Annotated in this window: 1 protein-coding gene; it reads right to left on the bottom strand. The window is 36.7% G+C overall.

Features of this window, described 5'->3' with window-relative positions; all coding sequences use genetic code 11:
* Nucleotides 1-237: T9SS type B sorting domain-containing protein (locus CCAND38_RS02110; RefSeq protein ID WP_042343479.1), on the bottom strand; the 237-nt coding region annotated here is incomplete at both ends.

The following is a 237-nucleotide window of genomic DNA, read 5'->3' as shown; positions in this document are numbered from 1 at the left end:
CAACCAACTTCCTTTCGTATGTTTCTTGTTGTTGTTATCGGTGTATTCAATGATATAGTAATACGTACCTTGTGGCAATTTCTCAGGAGCTTCAATCGTTACTCGTCCGTTTGAAATCGCTCGGAATACTCTATTAACATTATCATAGCCTTTCGTCTCAAATACCTTAACTCCCCAACGATTGTAAATACGAACCGTATTATTAGGATATCTCTCTATACCTTGAATATGGAAGTA

Source organism: Capnocytophaga canis (assembly GCF_000827555.1).
GTDB lineage: Bacteria > Bacteroidota > Bacteroidia > Flavobacteriales > Flavobacteriaceae > Capnocytophaga > Capnocytophaga canis.
Note: the sequence above shows the minus strand (reverse complement) of the source record. Positions and strands in the feature narration are given on the sequence as shown.